Origin of the sequence: Kluyvera chengduensis, assembly GCF_044197065.1 — a bacterium.
In the GTDB taxonomy this organism is placed as follows: domain Bacteria; phylum Pseudomonadota; class Gammaproteobacteria; order Enterobacterales; family Enterobacteriaceae; genus Kluyvera; species Kluyvera ascorbata_C.
The window spans coordinates 81925-101923 of the sequence record NZ_JBIQOI010000007.1 but is presented as its reverse complement, the minus strand read 5'-3'; the positions used below and the strand labels follow the sequence as shown (position 1 = coordinate 101923).

Genomic DNA, 19999 nt, shown 5'->3' with positions numbered 1-19999 from the left:
CAGAGTGACCCCTGCACTGTATCTTATTGACAGCAGGAAAAATCGGATGACGATCGCTAGTCTATATTCACCCATTTCCTCAATAGTGACGATTGGTAAATGGCATTAACCATCTGTAATGATTTGGCCGCCTCAGCAATATCGCAGTAGTCTGCACTGGCGGGATCGTTTAACGCTTGGTAAAAATGGAGAATGGCCAGCCGATGGCCGATTCCCCAGTAGCTTTTGCCGATGCCGTCGGGCGCAGCGTCGCTGGCAAGCTGCGTGCGTTCATCACCGCAGAACTGCCACAGTACGTTGTCCGCCAGGCGCAGCATTCCCCGTTCAAACTCCAACTCCAGCAGCAGTGGCGAGTCGCTGATATGGCAGTTGCTGGCGTAAAACAGCCCGCGTGCGCCGTTGTGAAAGCGCAGAGTGACCATCGCGCTGTCTTCGGTTTCAATCTCGTCGGCCAACAGTGCGCTGTCGACGACCCCTTTCAGGCTCTTGACCCCCTCGCCATACCACTGCATCAGATCCAGCGTATGAATCGCCTGATTAATCAACAGACTGCCGCCTTCAGTCGCGAAACTACCGCGCCACGGGCTGGCGGCATAGTAATCCCCAGAGCGTGACCAGGTGAGCACCGCCTTGATGGCGCGCAGGCCGCCCAGCGTACCGTCGGCAATACAGCGCTCAATGGCCAGGCTGGTGGGGTTCAGGCGGTTTTGATAGCAGACGCCGACGCGGCGCTGGAAGCGCTCTGCCGCGGCCTGAATCTCCTCCACCTCCTGTGGATTCATCACCACCGGTTTTTCGCAGAAAACCTGTTTCCCTGCCGCCAGCGCGGCAAGGATCATCGGTTTATGCAGGTAGTGCGGCGTGCAGATATGCACCACGTCAATGGCGTCATCCAGCAGCATCTCGCGGTAGTCCTGATAAAAGTGACAGCCATAGTCGGCCGCAAGCTGGCTTCCTTTGGCGCTATCGATATCCACAATCGCCCGCAGGACAACGCCCGGCACATGGCGCAGCGCGTCCACGTGGCAGGTATGGATGGCGCCGCAGCCGATAATGGCGACATGACGTGTGTTCATTTCCGCCTCCCGTTATTCCACCGCGTTCGCCAGCATCTGCGCTTTGACGCAAAGCTCGGCTGCTTTAAAGGTGTGTGCCTGGGTCATGGCGTTTTCGGTGCGATTCATGCAGTCCCGAATCAGCTCGCCGAAATAAGGGAAGCCCACTTTGCCCGCCACCGGATAGCGGAACTCGCCCTCTTTGTTGACCAGGTAAACCACGTCCTGCTCGCCGTGGGTGATGTCGACGTACTTACGGATTTCGATATAGCCGTCGGTGCCGAGCAGGGTTAAGCGACCGTCGCCCCAACTGGAGAGGCCATCCGGTGTAAACCAGTCGCAGCGGAAATAGCCGGTGGCGCCGTTGTCGCCCGCCAGCATGGCATCGCCGAAATCTTCGAACTGCGGATACTGCGGATGGTTCACGTTGCGAACCTGGCTTGCCACGATGCGCGCATCGCTGTTGCCGGTATAAAACAGGAACTGCTCAATCTGGTGACTGCCGATGTCGCACAGGATGCCGCCGAAGAATTCTTTCTCGTAGAACCAGTCCGGGCGACCGGTGCCTTCGCGGTGCGGGCCGACGCCCAGCGTCTGCATGACGCGGCCAATGGCGCCCTCAGCAACTAACTGCCCGGCAAAGACCGCGCTTTCTACGTGCAGGCGCTCGCTGTAGTACACCGCGTATTTGCGGCCGGTTTCCGCCACTTTACGTTTCGCGGCTTCCAGTTGCGCCAGCGTGGTCAGCGGGGCTTTATCGGTGAAGTAGTCTTTCCCGGCATCCATCACCTTCAGCCCTAGCGCGCAGCGCTCGGACGGGATCGCCGCCCCAGCCACGAGATGGACGCTGGCGTCGTTTAAAATCGTTTCTAGCGTCGGCGCAACCTGCGCCTGCGGGTACTGCTGCACAAACTTGTCGACCTTCGCCGGGTCCGGGTCATAAACCCATTTCAGCGTCGCACCGGCTTCAATCAGACCGTTACACATCCCGTAGATATGACCGTGGTCTAACGCCGCCGCCGCAATAATAAACTCACCCTGGCCAACAACCGGCTGTGGTTTGCCCACCGGGGCGTAGTTCATACCGTCTTTGATGCTCATGTTTATGCTCCTTTGTCCAAATCTTTACCCAACGGAATCGCGCCCACTTCGCTGAAGTTCTCGACCGATGCCGCCTTCTCGTAGAAGTGCGGGGCGAGGGAAACCAGGCCACCGGTTTTATACCAGGGCTCGTCCGGGCTGACGGGCAGCGTTACCACGCGCCCGGTAATGGAAGATTGATAGATGGCGGTAATCAGCTCGAGCGAGCGTTTACCCTGCACGCCGTCAATCAGCGGTTCGCCGCGCTGCTCCACCGCGTTCAGCAGGTCGTTGATCTGCCCGGTATGCAGCGTGTATTTGAGCTTTGGCGTATTGCGGAAAAGTGAGTCCAGTCGTGCTTCCAGCGCGTCGTTATGCTGCTCCTGCGGGAAGCCGTTATCGGCGGAGACGCTGGCCCACACGTCCCATGGCGCGGAGATTCGCGCTTTTTCGCCCTGAATCACAATCTTCTGGTCTTCGCCGTGATGCACCACCGAGGCGGTCAACTGCGTCAGCGCGCCGCTGCTGTAGCGGAAAATGGCGGCGGAGAGGTCTTCAACCTCGGCGTTATCGTGGGCGACGTTGGTCATCATCGCCACCACCTCGGTGGGGAAGCCGAGCATCCACTGGATAGCGTCGATATGGTGCACCGCATGATTCAGGGTGCAGCCGCCGCCCTCTTTTTCCCAGGTGCCGCGCCACCACAGGTCGTAATAGCAGTGGCCGCGCCACCAGAATGAGTCCACCTGCGCGTGGCAGATTTTCCCCAGCTCGCCGGAATCGACCACCTGCTTTAAACGCCAGAAGGCGTCGGTGAAGCGGTTCTGGGCGATGATCGAGAGGATTTTGCCGCTGGCGCGTTGGGCGGCGATCATCGCGTCGCACTCCTCTAATGATGCCGCCATCGGCTTCTCGCACAGCACGTGCTTACCGGCGTTTAGCGCATCAATACTGATTTGGGCGTGGACATACGGCGGGGTGCAGACATCAACAATATCCACCTCAAGACCCGATTCCAGCAGGGCCTGGTGGCTGCTGAACACCGTAGCGTTGGTCAGCCCGTAACGTTCTTTCTTCTCCTGCGCTTTCTCTGGGTAGATATCGACCAGCGCGACTATCTGGCAGCGGTCGGCAAACTCCTGATATCCCTGAATATGGTTGTGGGAGATGTTCCCGGTTCCCACGATAGCAATGCGTAACATGTGTCTCTCCTGATGCGGATTACCAGGTGCCGGAGGCATCCAGCGTTTTACTTTCGACCTGTTTTTCAACGGAGGTGGCGATGCGCTCGTCCAGCAGCTTTTTAAACAGCGCCTCGTCAAACGGCAGGTTGACCCAGTCGTCGGTCCAGGTGGAGAGGTGCATGGCGTTGGAAAGCGTCAGGCCGCGAATCCCGTCGGTGCCGGGGGCAATCAGCGGTTTACCGTGCAGCACGGCGTCGCAGAAGTTGGCGGTGACCACGTGGTGCTCGCTGCTTTCCGGCGGAGTAGGGATGATGACTTCCCAACATTCCGGCTCGCCAAAGCCGTTCTGCCAGCGGGCGTTGAATTCGGGTTCAGACTCGCGCAGACGCCAGAATCGCAGGCGACCTTCCTCGACCACCACCTTGCCGCGATCGCCGGTGATCTCCAGGCGGTTGGTGCCCGGCGCTTCCGCGGTGGTGGTAATAAAGACCCCGGTTGCGCCGTTGGCGTATTCGGCGTAGGCGGTGACGTCGTTTTCCACTTCAATATCGCGATGCTTACCGAACTGGCAAAACGCGCGCATGCGCACCGGCATACCGACCAGCCACTGCCACAGGTCGAGCTGATGCGGGTCCTGATTGAGCAGCACGCCGCCGCCTTCGCCCTTCCAGGTGGCGCGCCAGCCGCCGGAGTTGTAGTAGCTCTGGGAGCGATACCAGTTGGTGATAATCCAGTTGGAGCGGCGCAGTTCGCCCAGCTCGCCGCTGTCGATCAGATCTTTCACTTTCTGATACAGCGGGTTAGGACGCTGGTTGAACATCATGCCGAACACCACGTTGCAGCCGCGGGCGTATTCGTTCATTTCACGCACCTGGGCGGTGTAAACCCCGGCCGGTTTTTCGCAAAGGGTATGGATGCCGTGGCGCATCGCCATCATCGACAGGCCCGGATGATCGTAGTGCGGGGTTGAGACGATAACCGCGTCGATCAGCCCGCTTTTCAGCATGGTTTCGGCATCGTCGAATAGGGTGATGCCGTCGCCAACCAGCTGGCGAATAGCCGGATGCTTGCTGAGATCGTTATCGCACACTGCCGTCAGGCAGGCCTCTTTCACCGTACCTGCCATCAGGTAACGGGCGTGAAGGGTACCAATGTTACCCACGCCAATAATGCCGAAACGCACCTTATCCATGTTGCACCTTAACCGTGATAGGAATGACTGAAGTCTGAAAATAGGGAAGGCGGATAACGCGGACAAACGGAATTTGTGAGAATGCTCGCAGGCCAAGCAGGAATATGGGCGGGAAAGTGAAAATGCGTTTTAAAATCAGCAAACTGCATCTGCAAAAATTTGCAAAATATGATTGCGAGCGAGGTCACACAATGCCAGGCAAGCTAAAAATGGATGAAATTGCCGCCCGAACCGGCTACTCCATCAGCACCGTCTCCCGGGTGCTGAGCGGCAAATCCTACACCAGCGAAAAGGCGCGAGAGGCGATTGTGCAATGCGCTCGCCAGCTAGGGGTACTGGACTCACTGGCCAACGGACGACTGCTGATTAACGGCATTGCCGTGTTTGCGCCGGAGCGCACGTTCCAGGGGCGCGGCGATACCTTTTATCTGGAGGTCACCAAAGGGATTGCCGAAGCCAGCGCGCCGCATGATGTCTGGATCAGCCACTGTGCGCTGGAAGAACAGCATGCAGACGTAAAATTGTTCCTCGAAAAAGCCAATCAGAAGAGCATCAATGCCGTGGTCATCATCGGCACGGACGACCCCACGATCCTCAAGCTGGCCAGTACGCTGAATAAGCCCTGCGTGCTGATTAACTCGATTGACCGGGAAATGTCGCTGGATTGCGTCTCGCCTGACCACCGGGCTATCGGCTTTACCGCGATGCGCTATCTCTTTGAACAAGGGCATCGGCGGGTGCTGACGATGACCTGTCTGCGTAGGGAGACGCTGTACGCGCGGCTGGACGGAATTAAAGAGGCCTATCGCTATCACCATGTGCCTTTCAACCCTCAGCACGACCTGTTAGTCACCGAGTGGTTCACGGCGGAGGAGGCCGAGCGGGCGCTGAATACATGGCTGGAAACGCACGATCGCGCGCAGTGGCCGGATGTTATTTTCCCCAACAGCACCAGCATGACCGAGGGGGTGATGAAGGCGTTGCAGCGCCACGGGCTGCGCGTGCCGCAGGATATCTCGCTTATCACCACCGATTTTACGTGGAATCTGGAAAATAGCCTGACCGCGCCGGTGACCGGCATTCGCGTGCCTTGCCGTGACCTGGGCATTGAGGCCGTGCATTTGCTGCAAACGCGGCTTAACCGGCCCCATTCGCCGGTCTATAACCTGTTACTGCAGGGGAAAGTCATGGACTACGGGACGGTGGCGAATGCCACGCGCCATGCCGCGCGCGTGGCGTTGGACGGTTAACCCTGCAACTGAGGGGGCAGACACACGCCAATCCCGCCGATGCCGCAGTAGCCGTGCGGATTTTTGTACAGATACTGCTGGTGCTCATCTTCGGCGTAGTAGAACGGCTTCGCATTGGCGATTTCGGTGGTGATGGTACGCGCATCTCCCGAGCTCCTCATCGCGTCCTGGAACTGTTTCAGGCTGGCATGTGCTTCCTGCTCTTGTTCCGGCGTGACGGGGTAAATCGCCGAGCGGTACTGCGTGCCCTGATCGTTGCCCTGTCTCATCCCCTGCGCCGGGTCGTGGTTTTCCCAGAACACTTTTAGCAGGGCGCTATAGCTGACCACCGCAGGGTCATAAACCACGCGTACCGCTTCCGCATGTCCGGTCAGCCCGCTACACACTTCGCGGTAGGTTGGATTCGGCGTATAGCCGCCGGTATAGCCTGCTGCGGTGCTGTAAACACCAGGGATCTGCCAGTACAGACGTTCGACGCCCCAGAAGCAGCCCATGGCGAATAAGGCGACTTCCATCCCCTCCGGAACGTTCGTCATTGAGTGTTCGGTCACAACATTGAGCGTGGCAACCGGCATTGGCGTATTTCGCCCGGGTAATGCATCCGATTGAGATACAAGGTTTTTCTTATCAACTAGACTCATGGGCCAGGCCTCCGGTGTACGGTAATTTCCGTTAAGGTTGTAACCGGGCGCGTCTTTTAACACAATAAACACGCCGAATACGTCTAAATTTAAACATAAGAATAATTTGGGGCTCTGTCTTTATTTCAACCCGACAAAGAGTGGGTTTTTTGAGCTGACGTTGAATGCCGTGCGTCCTCAAGGCGCAATTTTGGCGAAAACGCAGTCGTGGCCGCGGAGCGGACTTTCGTTTCCCGTTGGGGTGGGAACAAGGATATTCAGGAGAAAATGTGCGACAAATCCGCCAGTTATGTTTGGTGAGCTTGCTGCTGACCAGCGGTGTTGCCAGTGCAGCAAACATCCGTCTGCAGGTTGAAGGGCTCTCAGGCGAGCTACAAAAAAACGTACGTGCGCAGCTTTCCACTATTGGCAGCGATGAGGTGACGCCCGATCGTCGCTTTCGCGCGCGCGTAGATGATGCTATTCGTGAAGGGCTGAAGGCCCTCGGCTACTACGAGCCGACTATCGATTTCGAACTTAAGCCACCGCCGGCCAAAGGCCGTCAGGTGCTGCTGGCAAAAGTGACGCCGGGCGAGCCGGTGCTGATTGGCGGTACTGATGTGATTCTGCGCGGCGGTGCGCGAACCGACAGCGATTATCTGTCGCTGCTGCAAACCCGGCCTAAAATTGGTACCGTCCTGAACCACGGCGATTACGATCATTTCAAAAGTTCGCTAACCAGCGTGGCGCTGCGTAAAGGCTACTTTGATAGCGAGTTTAACAAGAGCCAGCTCGGTGTGTCGCTCGACCGTCATCAGGCATTCTGGGATATCGACTACGACAGCGGCGAGCGCTACCGTTTTGGTGATGTCACCTTCGAAGGCTCGCAGATCCGCGAAGAGTATTTGCAGCGCCTGGTGCCGTTCAAAAAGGGCGATTACTACCAGTCCAGCGACCTGGCTGAACTCAACCGCCGTCTTTCCGCCACCGGCTGGTTTAACTCGGTGGTCGTCGCGCCGGAGTTCGCTAAATCCCGGAAAACGAAGGTGCTACCGCTGCATGGCGTCGTCTCGCCGCGCAGCGAAAACACCGTTGAACTAGGGGGCGGATTCTCCACTGACGTCGGGCCACGGGTGAAAGCCTCGTGGCGAAAACCGTGGGTGAACTCCTACGGCCATAGCCTGACGACCAGCGTTAGCGTGTCGGCACCGGAACAGCAGCTGGACTTCAGCTATAAGGTACCGCTGCTGAAAAACCCGCTGGAACAGTATTATCTGGTGCAGGGCGGTTTCAAAAGCACCGATCTCAACGACACCAAAGCTGACTCCACGACGCTTGCTGTCTCGCGCTTCTGGGACTTGTCGAGCGGCTGGCAGCGCGCCATTAACCTGCGCTGGAGCCTCGACCACTTTACCCAGGCCGATGTCACCAACACCACCATGCTGTTCTATCCTGGCGTCTCTATTAGCCGAACCCGCTCGCGCGGCGGCCTGATGCCAACCTGGGGTGATTCTCAGCGCTACTCGATTGACTACTCCAACACCGCCTGGGGTTCGGACGTCGACTTCTCCGTGTTTCAGGCGCAAAACGTCTGGATCCGCACGCTCTATGACCGCCATCGCTTCGTGATGCGCGGCAACCTCGGCTGGATTGAAACCGGTGATTTCGACCGCGTACCGCCGGATCTGCGTTTCTTCGCCGGTGGCGACCGCAGTATTCGCGGCTATAAGTACAAATCGGTGGCTCCACGTGACGATAAAGGCAAGCTGATTGGTGCATCGAAACTGGCCACCGGCTCGCTGGAGTATCAGTACAACGTGACCGGGAAGTGGTGGGGCGCGGTGTTTGTCGACGGCGGTGAAGCGGTCAGCGATATTCGCCAGAGCGACTGGAAAAAAGGCGCGGGCGTTGGCGTACGCTGGCAGTCGCCGGTTGGGCCAATCAAGCTCGATTTCGCCGTTCCAGTGGGCGACAAAGATGAACATGGATTGCAGTTTTACATTGGACTGGGGCCTGAACTATGACGTTATGGAAGAAAATAAGCCTCGGTGTGCTGATTTTTCTCGTGCTGCTGGTGGGGATCGTCGGATTCCTCGTCGGCACGACGACAGGGTTACATCTGCTGTTTAACGCGGCGAACCGCTGGGTGCCGGGGCTGGAAATTGGCAAGGTCACCGGCGGCTGGCGGGATCTGACGCTGAAAAACGTCCGTTATACCCAGCCGGGCGTGGCGGTAGATGCCGGGGAATTCCACCTGGCGGTGGATCTCAATTGTCTGTGGCACAGCAGCGTGTGCGTGAACGACATTGCGCTCAGCAACATCAACGTGGCTATCGACAGCAGCAAAATGCCGCCTGCCGCGCCGGTTAAAGAGGAGGACAGCGGCCCGCTGAACCTCTCCACGCCGTACCCGATTACCCTCAAGCGCTTCGCGCTGAACAACGTCAATATCAAGATTGATGACACCACGGTGTCGGTGATGGATTTCACCAGTGGCCTTCAGTGGCAGGAGAAAAACCTGACCCTCACGCCAACCACGCTGCAAGGGCTGCTGATTGCCCTACCGAAAGTGGCCGACGTGGCACAAAAAGAGGTGGTTGAGCCGAAAATCGACAACCCGCAACCGCAGGAAAAACCGCTCGGCGAAACCATGACCGAGCTGTTCTCCAAGCCGGTGCTGCCGGAAATGGCCGATGTTCATCTGCCGCTAAACCTGAACGTTGAGTCCTTTAGCGGTGAACAGCTGCGTATTACCGGCGACACCGACCTGACGGTCTACAAAATGCTGCTGAAGGTGAGCAGCATCGACGGCAACATGAAGCTCGATGCGCTGGACGTCGACTCCAGCCAGGGAACGGTGAACGCCAGCGGCACCGCCACGCTTATCAACGATTGGCCGGTCGACATCACGCTGAACAGTACGCTGAACATGGACCCGCTGAAGGGCGAGAAAGTGAAGCTGAAAGTGGGCGGTGAGGTGCGCAAGCAGCTTGAGGTTGGGGTCAATCTCTCTGGCCCGGTAGACGTTTCCCTCCGCGCTCAGGCGCAGCTGGCGGAAGCTGGCCTGCCGTTCAACGTTGAAATCAACAGCAAACAGCTTTACTGGCCGTTTACCGGCGAGAAACAGTTCCAGGCCGATGACCTGAAGCTGAAGCTCGGCGGCAAGATGACTGACTATACGCTCTCATTCCGTACCGCGGTGAAGGGGCAGGGCGTGCCGCCAGCGGATATCACCCTTGACGCAAAAGGCAATGAACGGCAGGTGAGTCTTGATAAGCTCACCGTGGCGGCGCTGGAAGGCAAAACCGAACTAACCGCGCTGCTCGACTGGCAACAGGCGATAAGCTGGCGCGGCGAACTGGCGCTTCGCGGCATCAACACCGCTAAAGTGGCGCCGGACTGGCCATCGAAGCTGGACGGCCTGATTAAAACCAACGGTAGCCTTTACGGCGGCACCTGGCAGATGAACGTACCGGAGGTGAAAATCACCGGCAACGTGAAGCAGAACAAGGTGAACGTCGATGGCTCCCTGCGTGGCAACAGCTATATGCAGTGGACCATTCCCGGCCTGCACGTGGCGCTGGGTAACAATACTGCCGACGTGAAGGGCGAGCTGGGGGTGAAAGACCTCAACCTGGATGCCAACATTGATGCGCCGAAGCTCGACAACATGCTGCCGGGTCTTGGCGGCACGGCGAAAGGGCTGGTGAAAATTCGTGGCACCGTCGAAGCGCCGCAGTTACTGGCGGATATCACCGCGCGGGGCCTGCGCTGGCAGGAACTGTCGATTGCCCAGGTGCGCGTGGACGGTGAGGTCAATTCGACCGATCAGATTGCCGGGAAGCTCGATGTGCGCGTGGAACGCATTGCGCAGCCGGGCGTGAATATCGGCCTGGTGCATCTGGCGGCCAAAGGTAACGAGAAGCAGCATTCCTTGCAGTTGCAGATTCAGGGCGAGCCGGTCTCCGGCCAACTGGCGCTGTCGGGCAGCTTCGACCGCAAAGAAGAACGCTGGAAGGGGGCGCTCAGCAATACGCGCTTCCAGACCCCGGTTGGCCCGTGGTCGGTTAACCGCGATATCGCGCTGGACTACCGCAACCTCGAGCAGAAAATCAGCATCGGGCCACATTGTTGGGTGAACCCGAACGCCGAGCTGTGCGTGCCGCAGACGATTGATGCCGGTGCCGCAGGCCATGCGATAGTGAACCTTAACCGCTTCGATCTCGCCATGCTCAAACCGTTTATGCCGGAAGCGACGCAGGCGAGCGGCGTGTTCAGCGGTAACGCCGATGTGACGTGGGACACCACCAAAGAGGGGCTGCCGCAGGGCAAAGTGACGCTCTCCGGGCGCAACGTCAAAGTGACGCAAATCGTCAACAATGCGCCGCTGCCGGTGGCCTTTGACACGCTGAACCTGAACGCAGACCTGCATAACAACCGCGCGGAGCTGGGCTGGCTTATCCGTCTGACCAATAACGGCCAACTGGACGGTCAGGTGCAGGTAACCGACCCACAGGGGCGTCGCAACCTCGGCGGTAACGTTAATATCCGCAACTTCTCGTTGGCGATGATTAACCCTATCTTCTCTCGCGGCGAAAAGGCGGAGGGTAAGCTCAACGCGAACCTGCGTCTCGGCGGCAACGCGCAGAGCCCGCTGCTCTTCGGGCAAATGCAGTTGAACGGTATCGACGTCGACGGCAACTTTATGCCGTTTGATATGCAGCCAAGCCAGATAACCATGAACTTCAACGGCGCTAGCTCGACGTTGCTGGGTGATATTCGCACCCAGCAGGGGCAAATCAGCCTGAACGGCGACGCGGACTGGCGGCAAATTGACAACTGGCGGGCGCGTATCGCCGCGCAAGGCAGCCGGGTACGTATTACCGTGCCGCCGATGGTGCGACTTGATGTGTCGCCGGATATTGTCTTTAACGCCACGCCAAGCCTGTTTACGCTGGACGGTAACGTCGATATCCCGTGGGCGCGTATTATCGTGAAAGACGTGCCGGAGAGCGCCGTGGGCGTCTCCAGCGACGAGGTGATGCTCAACAGTGACCTCAAACCGGAGAAAACGCAGTCTGCGTCGATTCCTATCAACAGCAACCTGAATATTCATGTCGGCAACAACGTCCGTCTGGAAGCCTTTGGGCTGAAAGCGCGCCTGACCGGCGACCTGAAGGTGGCGCAGGATAAACAGGGGCTGGGCCTGAACGGCCAGATTAATATTCCGGAAGGGCGTTTCCACGCTTATGGCCAGGACCTGATCGTGCGTAAAGGCGAGCTGTTGTTCTCCGGCCCGCCGGATCAGCCGCTGCTCAACATCGAAGCGATTCGTAACCCAGAATCGACGGAAAACGATGTTATTGCCGGCGTTCGCGTCACCGGCAGCGCCGATCAGCCTAAGGCGGAAGTTTTCTCCGACCCGGCGATGTCGCAGCAGGAAGCGCTCTCTTACCTCGTTCGTGGACAGGGGCTGGATAGCGGTCAGAGTGACAGTGCGGCAATGACATCTATGCTTATTGGTATGGGGGTTGCACAAAGTGGTCAGCTTGTGGGTAAAATCGGCGAGACGTTTGGCGTAAGTAATCTGGCTCTGGATACACAAGGGGTGGGTGATTCCTCCCAGGTGGTGGTCAGTGGTTACGTATTGCCAGGTCTGCAGGTGAAATATGGCGTTGGGATCTTTGACTCGCTAGCGACGCTCACGTTACGCTATCGCCTGATGCCTAAGCTGTATCTGGAAGCGGTGTCTGGCGTAGACCAGGCGCTCGATTTGCTCTATCAGTTTGAGTTTTAGCAATGCGAATATTTGTGTACGGCAGTTTACGGCGCAAACAAGGCAACAGCCACTGGATGACGAACGCCCAGTGGCTGGGCGATCACAGCGTTTTCGATTATCAACTGTACAGCCTGGGCCACTATCCAGGCGCGGTGCCAGGTGAAGGCACGGTACACGGTGAAGTTTATCGAATTGACGCATCGACGCTGGCCGAACTGGATGCGCTGCGCACCAAAGCGGGTGAGTATGCACGTCACCTCATCCAGACGCCTTACGGTAGTGCCTGGATGTATGTCTATCAGCGCCCGGTCGACGGGCTGAAGCTGATAGAAAGCGGTAACTGGTTGGATAAAGACCAGTATTGAATACGGCAACGCCACCTTCGGGTGGCGTTGTTTTTTTGTATTCTGATACCGGGGCCCGCACAAACAAAAACACCGCCCGAAGGCGGTGTTTTGTCACGCTTGAAAAATATTATTTTTTCGCACGTTCGAAGGAAGCAACGATTTCAGCTTTAGCCGCTTCAGCGTTGTCCCAACCGTCAACTTTAACCCATTTGCCCGCTTCGAGGTCTTTGTAGTGCTCGAAGAAGTGGGTGATCTGCGCTTTCAGCAGGTCTGGCAGGTCGTTCACATCTTTGATGTGATCGTATTCTTTGCTCAGCTTGGTGTGCGGTACCGCAACCAGTTTCGCATCTTCACCGGATTCGTCGGTCATTTTCAGCACGCCAACTGGGCGGCAGCGAATGACGGAGCCTGGCTCCAGTGGGTATGGCGTTGGGACCAGAACGTCTACCGGGTCACCGTCCAGAGACAGGGTGTGGTTGATGTAACCGTAGTTGCACGGATAGAACATCGCGGTGGACATGAAACGGTCTACGAACAGCGCGCCGCTCTCTTTGTCGACTTCGTATTTGATAGGATCTGCGTTAGCTGGGATTTCAATGACAACGTAGATATCTTCCGGCAGATCTTTACCCGCAGGGACGTTGAGTAAGCTCATGTCTGTTTCCTTTAGAATGTATGGCAAACTAGTGCCCGGTATTATAGCCAACTCGCCGGGAAAGTCTTGGCCTGTTTTACGTCCCTCCCTTTGGAACCCGGCCTTTTCAGCGCCTTCTTAAAGCAGAAAAATCCATAAACACAGCCGCATCATGAATAAAATCATGAAACCGTTTACATCACGATAAAAAATGACGGTGATGCGGTTAAAAAAAACACAAAACCGATTGCCATCAATGGGTGCGCGACACCTACTCCTTCCTAATCTCTGATGCTGACTTCTAATTAACAAATAATTTACTTTTTTGAATTGTGATGTAACGCATTCCGTTACATATCCTATTGTCTATAGTTTTTCCGCAGATGAATATTTGACCAACAATAACCCTACGAGGATTTCTCTATGTGGAAGCGCTTACTTCTTGTCACAGCAGTTTCCGCAGCCATGTCGTCTATGGTCATGGCTGCTCCATTAACGGTGGGATTTTCGCAGGTCGGATCTGAATCCGGCTGGCGCGCGGCGGAAACTAACGTCGCGAAGCAGGAAGCGGAAAAACGCGGTATCACCCTGAAGATTGCCGACGGGCAGCAAAAGCAGGAAAACCAGATTAAAGCGGTGCGTTCGTTTATCGCTCAGGGGGTGGATGCCATCTTTATCGCGCCGGTGGTGGCCACTGGCTGGGAACCGGTGCTGAAGGAAGCCAAAGAAGCCAAGATCCCGGTCTTCCTGCTCGACCGCTCCATTGATGTCAAAGACAAATCCCTCTACATGACCACGGTCACCGCTAACAACGTGCTGGAAGGCCAGCTGATTGGCGAGTGGCTGATTAAAACCGTCGACGGCAAGCCGTGTAACGTCGTTGAGCTGCAAGGCACCGTCGGCGCGAGCGTGGCGATTGACCGTAAGAAAGGCTTCGCCGACGCGATTTCAAAAGCCTCCAATATCAAGATTATTCGCTCCCAGTCCGGCGACTTTACCCGCAGTAAGGGTAAAGAGGTGATGGAGAGCTTTATCAAGGCGGAGAACAACGGCAAGAACATTTGCATGGTTTACGCCCATAACGACGACATGGTGATCGGCGCTATCCAGGCTATCAAAGAGGCCGGGCTCAAGCCGGGCAAAGATATTCTGACCGGTTCAATTGATGGCGTACCGGATATCTATAAAGCGATGATCGCCGGGGAAGCGAACGCCAGCGTCGAGCTGACCCCGAACATGGCGGGTCCGGCGTTTGATGCGCTCGAAAAATTCAAGAAAGACGGCACCATGCCGGAGAAAGTGACGCTGACCAAGTCCACGCTGTATCTGCCGGATACGGCGAAAGAGGAGTTAGAGAAGAAGAAAAATATGGGCTATTAAGGCGTAACCCCGCCTGGTGACGCTTCACATATCGGACCTGCATATCGGTAGGCCTGATAAGCGAAGCGCCATCAGGCAGTTCGGCGCACGGTGCCGGATGGCGGCTTTGCCTTATCCGGCCTACAGGACTGATACCCTCACCAGGCAGTGTGGGTTGCAAGTTGGGTACAATATAAGGGGTGAGGGGGAGCGCACATGACCACTGAAACCAACCCGGAAATCCTCCGCACCGAGGGGCTCTGCCAGTACTTCCCCGGCGTGAAAGCGCTGGATAACGTCAACTTTAGCCTGCGGCGCGGTGAAATTATGGCGCTGCTCGGCGAAAACGGCGCGGGAAAATCCACGCTCATCAAAGCGCTGACCGGCGTCTACCATGCCAACAGCGGCAGCATCTGGCTGGAAGGCCAGCAAATCAACCCGAAAAATACCGCCCATGCCCAACAGTTGGGTATTGGCACCGTCTACCAGGAAGTGAACCTGCTGCCGAACATGTCGGTGGCGGACAATCTGTTTATCGGCCGTGAACCCAAACGCTTTGGTTTTATCCAGCGCAAAGAGATGGAAAAGCGCGCCACCGCGCTGATGGCCTCCTACGGCTTCTCCCTCGATGTGCGCGAGCCGCTAAACCGCTTTTCTGTCGCGATGCAGCAAATCGTCGCTGTCTGCCGGGCCATCGATCTCTCGGCAAAAGTGCTGATCCTCGATGAACCTACCGCCAGCCTCGACACCAAAGAAGTGGAAATGCTCTTCACCCTGATGCGCCAGCTGCGCGATCAGGGCGTCAGCCTGATCTTCGTCACCCACTTCCTCGATCAGGTCTATGCGGTCAGCGACCGGATCACCGTGCTGCGCAACGGATCGTTCGTTGGCTGCCGGGAAACCGCCGAGCTACCGCAGATTGAACTGGTCAAAATGATGCTTGGCCGTGAGCTGGAGCATCAGGCGCTTCAACGCGCCGGGCGCACGTTACTGAGCGATAAACCGGTCGCCTCGTTCGAGGGATACGGCAAAAAAGGTACTATCGCCCCGTTCGATCTGCATATCCGGCCCGGCGAGATCGTCGGCCTGGCGGGGCTGCTGGGATCGGGGCGTACCGAAACCGCCGAAGTGATCTTCGGTATTCATCCTGCCGACAGCGGCCAGGCGACGATCAAAGGCAAACCGCAAACCCTGCGCTCGCCGCATCAGGCCTCCTGCCTCGGGATCGGCTTCTGCCCGGAGGACAGGAAAACTGACGGCATTATTGCCGCCGCTTCTGTGCGGGAAAATATCATCCTCGCGCTACAGGCGCAGCGCGGCTGGCTGCGGCCAATTCCGCGCAAAGAGCAGAACGATATTGCCGAACGCTTTATCCGCCAACTGGCGATCCGCACCCCCAGCGCCGAGCAGCCGGTGGAGTTTCTCTCCGGCGGCAACCAGCAGAAGGTGCTGCTCTCCCGCTGGCTGCTGACGCGCCCGCAGTTCCTGATCCTCGACGAACCGACCCGCGGGATCGACGTGGGCGCTCACGCGGAGATCATTCGTCTTATCGAAACGCTCTGCGCGGATGGTCTGGCGCTGCTGGTTATCTCATCTGAACTGGAAGAGCTGGTGGGCTACGCCGACCGGGTGATCATCATGCGCGATCGCCAACAGGTGGCGGAGATCCCGCTCGATAAGCTCTCCGTCCCTGCCATCATGAACGCTATTGCGGCCTAAGGAGTACACCGTGATGCCTCGATCCGTTCCTCAACCCGGCCAGCCCGCGCGACGTTTTCGCTGGCCGCCGGGTATGCCGCAGATTGCGGCGCTGATTCTGGTGCTGCTGGTGGATAGCCTTGTCGCGCCGCACTTTTTCCAGATAACGCTACAGGATGGCCGCCTGTTCGGTAGCCCGATTGATATCCTCAACCGCGCCGCCCCGGTGGCGCTGCTGGCGATTGGCATGACGCTGGTGATTGCTACCGGCGGTATCGATCTTTCCGTGGGCGCGGTCATGGCGATTGCCGGGGCGACCGCCGCCTCAATGACCGTGGCCGGACATAGCCTGCCGGTGGTGCTGCTGGCGGCGCTGGGCTCCGGCGTGCTGGCAGGGCTGTGGAACGGCATTCTGGTCGCCATCCTCAAAATTCAGCCCTTTGTGGCAACGTTGATTTTGATGGTGGCCGGACGCGGGGTGGCGCAGCTCATCACCTCCGGGCAAATCGTTACCTTCGACTCGCCGTCGCTGGCGTGGATTGGCAGCGGCAAGTTTCTGCTGTTCCCGACGCCGGTGATTATTGCGCTGGTGACGCTGGTGATTTTCTGGCTGCTGGCGCGTAAAACCGCCCTCGGCATGTTTATCGAAGCGGTAGGGATCAACATCCGCGCGGCAAAAAACGCTGGGGTAAATACCCGCATTGTGGTGATGCTGGCCTACGTGCTGAGCGGTGTCTGCGCGGCGATTGCCGGCACCATTGTGGCGGCGGACATTCGTGGTGCCGATGCCAACAACGCCGGGCTATGGCTGGAGCTCGACGCCATTCTGGCGGTGGTGATAGGCGGCGGCTCGCTGATGGGCGGGCGCTTTAACCTGCTGCTGTCGGTGGTCGGCGCGCTGATTATTCAGGGTATGAACACCGGTATTTTGCTCTCCGGTTTCCCACCTGAGCTGAATCAGGTCGTGAAGGCGGTGGTGGTAATGTGCGTGCTGATTGTCCAATCGCCGCGCTTTATTCAGATGCTGAAGAGGGTTCGCCGCGATGATAAAACGTAATTTACCGTTGATGATCACCCTGGGCGTGTTCATCCTCGGCTATCTCTACTGCCTGACCCAGTTTCCCGGCTTCGCGTCCACGCGGGTGATTTGCAATATCCTGACCGACAACGCCTTTTTGGGCATCGTGGCGGTAGGTATGACCTTTGTGATCCTCTCCGGCGGGATCGATCTCTCCGTCGGTTCGGTGATCGCTTTTACCGGCGTCTTCTTAGCGAAAGCCATTGGCTTCTGGGGGCTGTCGCCGATGGTGGCCTTCCCGCTGGTGTTGGTAATGGGCTGCGCCTTCGGCGCGTTTATGGGCTGGCTGATTGATGCCCTGAAGATCCCGGCGTTTATCATTACCCTTGCCGGGATGTTCTTCCTGCGCGGCGTCAGCTATCTGGTTTCCGAGGAGTCGATTCCTATCGATCATCCGCTCTACGATACCCTCTCCGGGCTGGCGTGGACCATTCCCGGCGGTGGTCGCCTGAGCGCAATGGGGCTGCTGATGCTGTTGGTGGTGATTCTGGGGATCTTCCTGGCTCACCGCACGCGCTTTGGTAATCAGGTGTATGCCATCGGCGGCAACGCCATCTCGGCGAATCTGATGGGCATTCCGACCCGCAGCACCATCGTGCGTATTTATATGCTGTCGACCGGGCTGGCGACGCTCGCCGGTATCGTCTTCTCCATCTATACCCAGGCGGGCTATGCGCTGGCAGGCGTTGGGGTTGAGCTGGATGCCATTGCTTCGGTGGTGATTGGCGGCACGCTGCTGAGCGGCGGTGTCGGTACGGTGCTCGGTACGCTGTTCGGCGTTGGCATTCAGGGGCTGATTCAGACCTACATCAACTTCGACGGCACGCTAAGTTCCTGGTGGACGAAAATCGCCATCGGCATTTTGCTGTTTATTTTCATCGCGCTCCAGCGTGCGCTGACGGTGCTGTGGGAGAACCGCCAGAACGCGGCGGTGACCCGCGTTAGCCCAGCAGTAACAAAGGACTAACACACTGAAACACTAATGTTTTTCCGGTAGCAGCCGATACTAACCTTTTACGCCAAACAGTACCCCTGCTACCGGACAACACAATGATGCTAAAAACGCTCTCTATCCGTACCGGCCTGCTGTCCCTGCTCGCCGTGATGACCCTGCTGCTGGTTTTAGTCAGCGGCATCGGCATTTATGCCCTCACCAAAAGCTCCACTTCTCTGCAACGTATCGACCATCTGCAAAGTGACCAGATGACTCAGCTTAACGAAGGTTACACGCTGCTATTGCGTGCGCGTAACGAAGCCAGCCAGGCTGTTCGGCTGATGGAAATCGGCATGCTGGACGATGCGACGAAAGCGGTAAAAATCCTCAACGGTGAAGTGGCTCAGGGGCAAAAGATTATTGCCGACGTGGGCCAGTCTTCAATGGATGACGCCGACGGTGCACTGCTGCTGGCGAACGTGACGAAAAGCTTCGAAGCCTACAACACGCAAGGGATCGTGCCGATGCTGGCGGCGCTGAATCAACAAAACGTCGATGCTTATTACGATCTGCTGGAAAAGACCATGATCCCGGTCTCCCGCCAGTTTGATGAGGCGATCCACGCGTTCCAGGACTGGGGCGAGTCTCGCGGCCAGATTGAAATCGCAGCGGTGCACAGTACCAAAAACCGCGTGCTGGTGCTGATGATTATCGCCATTCTCCTGACCGCAGGCGTGATGGCGCTGGGCTGGCTGCAGCTGCGTCATCTGCTGCTTAAACCGCTGGCGGCAGCGATTGGCCAACTGGAGCAGGTAGCGGCGGGGGACTTAACCCATTCACCGCTGAAGGCGCGCAGCGCGGAGATTAAGCGCCTGAACGTGGCGATTACCGGCATGCGCGAATCGATGATGAACTCGGTCATGCGCGTGCGCGACGCCAGCTCGCAGATTGACGTAGGCAGCCGTGAACTGACCGCGGGCAACAACCATCTGGCGCAGCGCACCGAGTCGACGGCGACGTCGCTTGAGCAAACCGCAGCCAGCATGGAAGAGATCACCGCCACCGTGAAGCAAAACGCCGATAATGCCGACCAGGCGCACAAGCTGGCGCAGGAGGTTTCCGATACCGCCGATCGCGGCAGCGAAATGGTCTGCTACGTGATTGAAAAAATGCAGGATATTGCCGGAAGCGCCAACCGCATCGCCGATATCCTCGGCGTGATTGACGGCATTGCCTTCCAGACTAACATTCTGGCGCTGAACGCCTCGGTAGAAGCGGCGCGCGCGGGCGAACAGGGGCGTGGGTTCGCCGTTGTTGCCGGGGAGGTACGTAATCTGGCAAGCCGCAGCGCGGATGCCGCCAAAGAGATTCGTCAGCTGATTTCCGCCTCACAAACCCACGTCAGCGAAGGCAGCGACCTTGCGCAGCAGGCGGGGGAGACCATGGATGAGATTGCCAGCGAAGTGATGCGCATGACCAAACTGATGCGCGAGATTGCCAGCGCGTCACAGGAGCAGAGTCGCGGCATTGAGCAGGTGAATATTGCGGTGAGTCAGATGGATGAGACGGCGCAGCAGAACGCGGCGCTGGTACAGCAGTCGTCGGCGGCAACCCGTTCGCTGGAAGAACAGTCGCAGGCGCTGGTGGCGGCGATGTCTTCGTTCCGGTTGCAGGTATCGTAATCGGGTTACCGATTTTGTAGGCCGGATAAGGCGTTTACGCCGCCATCCGGCAATATCACCGCATCGTGCCGGATGGCGCTTCGCTTATCCGGCCTACTACGTGATGT

Annotated in this window: 15 protein-coding genes; 9 read left to right on the top strand and 6 right to left on the bottom strand. The window is 57.8% G+C overall.

Going from position 1 to position 19999, the window contains the following annotated elements; translation table 11 throughout:
• Positions 1–56: 56 nt before the first annotated feature.
• The 4 genes from ACH1XZ_RS17205 to ACH1XZ_RS17190 are packed head-to-tail and all read right to left on the bottom strand — an operon-like array spanning position 57 to position 4511.
• Positions 57–1076, bottom strand: a complete 1020-nt coding sequence (locus tag ACH1XZ_RS17205) for a Gfo/Idh/MocA family protein (RefSeq protein WP_395596532.1) — start codon at positions 1074–1076, stop codon at positions 57–59.
• 12 nt (positions 1077–1088) lie between these two features.
• Positions 1089–2156, bottom strand: a complete 1068-nt coding sequence (locus ACH1XZ_RS17200; protein WP_395596531.1) for a Gfo/Idh/MocA family protein — start codon at positions 2154–2156, stop codon at positions 1089–1091.
• 2 nt (positions 2157–2158) lie between these two features.
• Positions 2159–3337 (bottom strand): Gfo/Idh/MocA family protein, encoded by a 1179-nt coding sequence (locus tag ACH1XZ_RS17195; protein WP_395596530.1) that lies wholly within the window; start codon positions 3335–3337, stop codon positions 2159–2161.
• Positions 3338–3356: 19 nt separating this feature from the next.
• The gene (locus ACH1XZ_RS17190; protein ID WP_185669130.1) at positions 3357–4511 is read right to left on the bottom strand and encodes a Gfo/Idh/MocA family protein; all 1155 of its coding nucleotides are present in this window, start codon (positions 4509–4511) and stop codon (positions 3357–3359) included.
• A gap of 191 nt (positions 4512–4702) precedes the next feature.
• Between ACH1XZ_RS17190 and ACH1XZ_RS17185 the strand changes: the two genes are divergently transcribed.
• The gene (locus ACH1XZ_RS17185; RefSeq protein ID WP_395596529.1) at positions 4703–5761 is read left to right on the top strand and encodes a LacI family DNA-binding transcriptional regulator; all 1059 of its coding nucleotides are present in this window, start codon (positions 4703–4705) and stop codon (positions 5759–5761) included.
• Here the strand turns inward: ACH1XZ_RS17185 and msrA are convergent.
• Positions 5758–6402, bottom strand: coding sequence for a peptide-methionine (S)-S-oxide reductase MsrA (gene msrA, locus ACH1XZ_RS17180; RefSeq protein ID WP_395596528.1), 645 nt, complete (start codon positions 6400–6402; stop codon positions 5758–5760). The genes ACH1XZ_RS17185 and msrA overlap by 4 nt on opposite strands.
• Positions 6403–6671: 269 nt before the next feature.
• Here msrA and tamA point away from each other — a divergent pair, with 269 nt between their 5' ends.
• The 3 genes from tamA to ACH1XZ_RS17165 are packed head-to-tail and all read left to right on the top strand — an operon-like array spanning position 6672 to position 12525.
• Positions 6672–8405 carry an autotransporter assembly complex protein TamA gene (gene tamA, locus ACH1XZ_RS17175; protein ID WP_395596527.1) on the top strand — a complete coding sequence of 578 codons (1734 nt, stop codon included), beginning with the start codon at positions 6672–6674 and terminating at the stop codon, positions 8403–8405.
• Positions 8402–12178 (top strand): autotransporter assembly complex protein TamB, encoded by a 3777-nt coding sequence (gene tamB / locus ACH1XZ_RS17170; RefSeq protein WP_395596526.1) that lies wholly within the window; start codon positions 8402–8404, stop codon positions 12176–12178. Before tamA ends, tamB begins: the two co-directional genes overlap by 4 nt.
• Positions 12179–12180: 2 nt before the next feature.
• Entirely contained in the window at positions 12181–12525 is a 345-nt protein-coding gene (locus tag ACH1XZ_RS17165) for a gamma-glutamylcyclotransferase family protein (protein WP_035896263.1), read from the top strand.
• Positions 12526–12634: 109 nt separating this feature from the next.
• Here the strand turns inward: ACH1XZ_RS17165 and ppa are convergent, their stop codons facing one another.
• Positions 12635–13162, bottom strand: a complete 528-nt coding sequence (gene ppa, locus ACH1XZ_RS17160) for an inorganic diphosphatase (RefSeq protein ID WP_005134479.1) — start codon at positions 13160–13162, stop codon at positions 12635–12637.
• 402 nt (positions 13163–13564) lie between these two features.
• On the opposite strand from ppa, the gene ytfQ reads away from it, so the two are divergent.
• From ytfQ to ACH1XZ_RS17135, 5 genes are all read left to right on the top strand, one after another.
• Positions 13565–14521, top strand: coding sequence for a galactofuranose ABC transporter, galactofuranose-binding protein YtfQ (gene ytfQ / locus ACH1XZ_RS17155; protein ID WP_123651118.1), 957 nt, complete (start codon positions 13565–13567; stop codon positions 14519–14521).
• Positions 14522–14716: 195 nt separating this feature from the next.
• Positions 14717–16219, top strand: coding sequence for a galactofuranose ABC transporter, ATP-binding protein YtfR (ytfR, locus tag ACH1XZ_RS17150; protein ID WP_395596525.1), 1503 nt, complete (start codon positions 14717–14719; stop codon positions 16217–16219).
• Positions 16220–16229: 10 nt separating this feature from the next.
• The gene (gene ytfT / locus ACH1XZ_RS17145; protein WP_395596524.1) at positions 16230–17255 is read left to right on the top strand and encodes a galactofuranose ABC transporter, ATP-binding protein YtfT; all 1026 of its coding nucleotides are present in this window, start codon (positions 16230–16232) and stop codon (positions 17253–17255) included.
• The gene (gene yjfF, locus ACH1XZ_RS17140) at positions 17242–18243 is read left to right on the top strand and encodes a galactofuranose ABC transporter, permease protein YjfF (RefSeq protein WP_395596523.1); all 1002 of its coding nucleotides are present in this window, start codon (positions 17242–17244) and stop codon (positions 18241–18243) included. Before ytfT ends, yjfF begins: the two co-directional genes overlap by 14 nt.
• Before the next feature lie 86 nt (positions 18244–18329).
• Positions 18330–19892, top strand: a complete 1563-nt coding sequence (locus tag ACH1XZ_RS17135) for a methyl-accepting chemotaxis protein (RefSeq protein WP_395596586.1) — start codon at positions 18330–18332, stop codon at positions 19890–19892.
• Positions 19893–19999 lie beyond the last annotated feature (107 nt).